Source organism: Dietzia sp. B19 (assembly GCF_014145155.1).
Lineage (GTDB): Bacteria > Actinomycetota > Actinomycetes > Mycobacteriales > Mycobacteriaceae > Dietzia > Dietzia natronolimnaea.
The window spans coordinates 1-3,624 of the sequence record NZ_JAALED010000124.1 but is presented as its reverse complement, the minus strand read 5'-3'; the positions used below and the strand labels follow the sequence as shown (position 1 = coordinate 3,624).

Annotated in this window: 3 protein-coding genes; 2 read left to right on the top strand and 1 reads right to left on the bottom strand. The window is 68.4% G+C overall.

Going from position 1 to position 3,624, the window contains the following annotated elements; all coding sequences use genetic code 11:
* Positions 1–195: 195 nt before the first annotated feature.
* Entirely contained in the window at positions 196–891 is a 696-nt protein-coding gene (locus G6020_RS04755; protein WP_182609837.1) for a hypothetical protein, read from the bottom strand.
* Between the two features lie 431 nt (positions 892–1,322).
* On the opposite strand from G6020_RS04755, the gene G6020_RS04750 reads away from it, so the two are divergent.
* Positions 1,323–2,774, top strand: a complete 1,452-nt coding sequence (locus tag G6020_RS04750; RefSeq protein WP_182609836.1) for a hypothetical protein — start codon at positions 1,323–1,325, stop codon at positions 2,772–2,774.
* A gap of 63 nt (positions 2,775–2,837) precedes the next feature.
* The coding region (locus G6020_RS04745) for a PspA/IM30 family protein (protein WP_241732576.1) at positions 2,838–3,624 on the top strand (787 nt) is incomplete at its 3' end.

Sequence of the window (3,624 nt, the reverse complement as noted above, 5' to 3'; positions counted from 1 at the left end):
GCGGTGGCACCCGCCAACCAGAGGGGCGCGGTGCCCACGTGACGGCGGAGCTCGAGGACGAAGTCGGGGACGGACATGACCCAGAGCGTATCCAGACCCCGGGAAATGCAGCGATCCCCGCCGACCGTGTGGTCGACGGGGATCGCCGGAGAACTATCCGATCGCTGACTCAGTCAGCGTCGATGAGGACGAACCTCAGTTCTGCTCCTCGACGGGCTCGCACTCATCCCGCTCCATGGAGCCGTTGTCCTTGAGGAACTCGATGGCCTCCGGCGGGAGGTTGCAGACGAGACCGACGTTGATCTCGGGCAGCGGCGGGAGGTTGACGCCACCGGAGACGACAAGTCCGAGGCCGATGCCGGCGCCGGCAAGCGAACCGAGGGCCAAGAGGGTGCCGGCGTCCGAGCCGGTGCCCGAGCCGGGAACGTTGATGTCGCCCGAACCGAAGTCGGAACCGGTACCGCCCGTAAGGGAACCGAGGTCCAGGTCGCCAGCCTCATCCGTCGAACCCGCACTCAGCGAATCAAAGGAATCCGTGATGCTTCCGAGCGAGCCCAGGTCCAGGTCGCCAGCCTCATCCGTCGAACCCGCACTCAGCGAATCAAACGGATCGGTAACGCTACCCAGATCCAGCTGGCCAGCCTCATCCGTCGAACCCGACGACAGTCCGTCCGAACCGGTGGGCAATTCCTCCGGGATGGTCGGCAGGTCATCCGGGGCGGTGGAACCGAGGGCCGCACCGAGTTCCAGGCCAAGCTCGGCCGAGCCGAGCGCCGCGCCGAGGTTGAGTCCGAGCTCGGCGCTGCCCTGAGCGTTGGCGACACCCGGCATGGAGCCGAGCGCGAGTCCGGAGGCCGCGATGACGGCGAGCATCCGCTTGGTGTTCTTCATAGGAATTGCCTTCCTGTTGTTGGTGACGACCCAGCGACCCGGGTTCTCCCCCTCGTCGCCCGGTCCGGTGTGCAGCCCTGGGGCTACTCACCGTCGGATCGTGTCACCACCCTATCGAGCAATTTTCTGGACTTGTTACAAGAAGTCTCGTTTAGGCACAGGCAATACCCAGCCGCGCGATTGCGCCCAGACCCCGTGGTCCGGGCGATGATTGCTGCCAAAGGGCGCCTCCCAAGCGACTACCTCGTCTTATGTGAACCTTAATAAGTGAGTTTTGAGTTATAAATTGCTGCATGGGGGCCCCATAAGTGACATTGATCACTTCTCACCAAGAATTGACCGACTCGCCGCCAACACGCCGCGCTTCGAGCTCCGACATGGATAAATGTGAGGCTAACCTCGGATAAATCTGTCCCCGATCCAGGAGCGCCATGACACCGAACAGCAGCGGAGTTCAGTTCCCCACCGATTCGGCCGGGAACCGCTCGTCCGGGCGGCTGGCCAAGCAGGTCGTCGCTGACGCACTGTCCACCGTGGACCCGGCGGCGGGCGAGCGGGTCCACAGGATCAAGGACTGGCGCAAGGGATACATCCAACCATTCACCGAGATGGTCAGTGCGGGCGTCGCAGATGCCGCCACGTGGGACGGGGTGGCCCGCGCCGCTCTCGACTCGCTCCAGTCCAGGATGGTCGGCGTCCATGAGGTCGACGGCCAGGAGGTCGAGACCCCGATGGCGGACTACCTCGCCGTCGTCGCCTCCCGATCCACCCCGGGGACCGAGACGATCCAGGGCACGGCGACCCCCGCCACGGAACTGTCCATCCCCTACCGCGGCGAGGAACTGACCGGCGCGATGCTCCGCGCCCGGCTCGACACGTGGGTCGACGCCGGAGTGATCGAGCCGAGCTGCGCGGACGCTCTGAAGCTGGTGCAGGACAACCCTGAATGGCTCTCCCTGCCGGGCCGCGCGATGCTCGTGCTGGGCCTGGGCTCGGAGATGGGGCCCGCCCGTCGGCTGCTGCAATGGGGCGCCGACGTCCTGGGAGTCGACCTCCCCTCGAGCCCGGTGTGGGACCGGTTCCGCCAGCAGGCCGCCGGCTTCGCGGGCAGGCTCCACTTCCCCACGGACGCGGACGGCCGGCCGGGCATCGACCTGCTCACCCAGCTCCCCGAGCTCGCCGCCTGGGCCCGCGCGGCCGCCCCGGCGCCGCTCACGGTGGGCAGTTACTTCTACGCGGACGGCGGGACCCACGTCCAGCTCTCGTCTGCGGCCGACGCCCTCGTAGTGGACCTGTTGAAGGACGGGACCGCCGACGCCCTGGCCTACCTCGCCACCCCGATGGACACCTTCGTGGTCCCGGCCGACGTCCGCCGGGCCTCGGACGCGGCACTCGCAGCGCGCAAGGCCACCGACGTCAAGAAGATCGTCGGCACCCTGACCGGACAGAAGGTCTTCCACCGCAACTACGAGAAGGGGCACGGCCCGGCGGTGCACGATGCACTGGTCCCCCAACAGGGGCCCAACTACACGCTCGCCAAGCGGGTCCAACGCTGGCGGGCCACCACCGCGTTCGCGGACGGCCACACGGTCTCCGTCAACGTCGCCCCCGCCACCGACACCCGCTCGGTCACCAAGAACAAGATCCTCGCCGCCACGTACAAGGGGGCGCACGCGTTCGGCATCGAGATCTTCGATCCCGCGACCTCCTCGGCACTGCTCGCCGCGCTGTTGGTCCACGATCTCAACGTGGGGCGGCCGGACGTCGGGGTGCAGTGGGAGCACGAGTCCCACGGGGCCGCCTCGGGAGGGTTGTGGCGCCAGCCCTACCTGCCGCGGACCGCGCTGCCCGTGGCCGCACTGCTCGGTACCGTCAAGAGGTAGGAACACGCCCCGGACCGATCTGCCGGTCCGGGGCCCGCCGGTGCCGACAGTAAGGACCCCGCCATGCCGAACCCGTTCTCCAAGAGCTGGAACTACCTCAAGGCCTCGCTCGACAAGAAGGTCGACGACAACGCGGACCCCAAGATCCTCGTCCGCCAGGCCATGGACAACGCCCGCCAGCAGCACAAGTCGGTGACGGACCAGGCAGCCGCCGTGATCGGCAACGCCAAGCAGCTCGAGATCGCCATGGGCACCAAGTCCCGGCAGCTCGACGAGGTGCAGGGCCAGATCCGGCAGACCCTCCAGGTGGCCGAGTCGGCGCGTGCCGAGGGGGACACCGCCCGCGCCGCCCAGTTCGACGCACAGGCCGAGCAGCTGGCCGGCCGGATGGTCACCCTGGAGCAGGACCTCGAGAACACCAAACAGCTGCACGGGCAGGCGGTGCAGGCCGCCGAGCAGGCCAAGCAGGCGGTCAGGGAGTCCGACCAGCGTCTGCGCGAGACGCTCGCGCAGGAGGACCAGCTCCTGCTCCAGGCCACTCAGGCGGAGATGCAGCACCGGACCGTCGATTCCATGACCTCGCTGGAGGGGGTCGGCGGCGGCAACTCGCCCACGTTCGACGAGATCCGCGCCAAGATCGAGGGCCGCTACACCACGGCGCTCGGCAAGCAGGAGCTCGCGGAGGCCACGGGGTCCCCGTCCAGCGCGCAGCTCGACGCCGCCGCGTTCACCCGCGAGTCGGAGGGCAAGAGCAAGCTCGAGCAGATCCGCGCGTCCATGGGACTGAGCGGTGGCGGCACCGCGGTCGAGGGCGCCGGGGCGGGTGGCGCCACGGACCGGCAGCTGCCCG